The 386-nt window shown below is 54.1% G+C and carries 2 pseudogenes; one reads left to right on the top strand and one right to left on the bottom strand.

Annotated features, from left to right (window positions below):
* Positions 1-135 precede the first annotated feature (135 nt).
* Positions 136-249, top strand: a pseudogene (locus ACRPFF_RS11675) (carboxylating nicotinate-nucleotide diphosphorylase); the annotation flags it as partial.
* Positions 250-251: 2 nt separating this feature from the next.
* Here ACRPFF_RS11675 and ACRPFF_RS11670 read toward each other — a convergent pair.
* Positions 252-386: pseudogene (locus ACRPFF_RS11670) on the bottom strand (site-2 protease family protein); the annotation flags it as partial.

The raw sequence follows: 386 nt of genomic DNA, 5'->3' as shown, positions 1-386 counted from the left end.
GACGTCGAGTCTCGTGGGCTCGGAGATGTGTATAAGAGACAGTACAAATTACTGATGGCGGTTTGAGGGAACGCGCTGGATTCGTACATCAAATCATCATATGAATTTTTGATGTACGATATTTCCGAAGGTCCATTCCTCGTCAGCCGCGAAGACGGTGTTATCGCCGGTATGGACTTGGCGCGCCTCGCCTTTCAGACGATGGATCCGTGCGTCCGCTTCCAAGCCGAAATCCAAGACGGGCAAGCCGCGCCTTCGCGCGTGTCGACCATTTTGACGTAACCGCCCAACGGAATCGGGGCGAGACACCATTCGGTGTCGCCGCGCTTTCGGGTGAATAACGGTTTGCCGACGCCGACGGAAAAACTGTCTCTTATACACATCTC

Origin of the sequence: Neisseria sp. SLRRB23, from assembly GCF_050896295.1 — a bacterium.
Taxonomy (GTDB): domain Bacteria; phylum Pseudomonadota; class Gammaproteobacteria; order Burkholderiales; family Neisseriaceae; genus Neisseria.
Note: the sequence above shows the minus strand (reverse complement) of the source record. Positions and strands in the feature narration are given on the sequence as shown.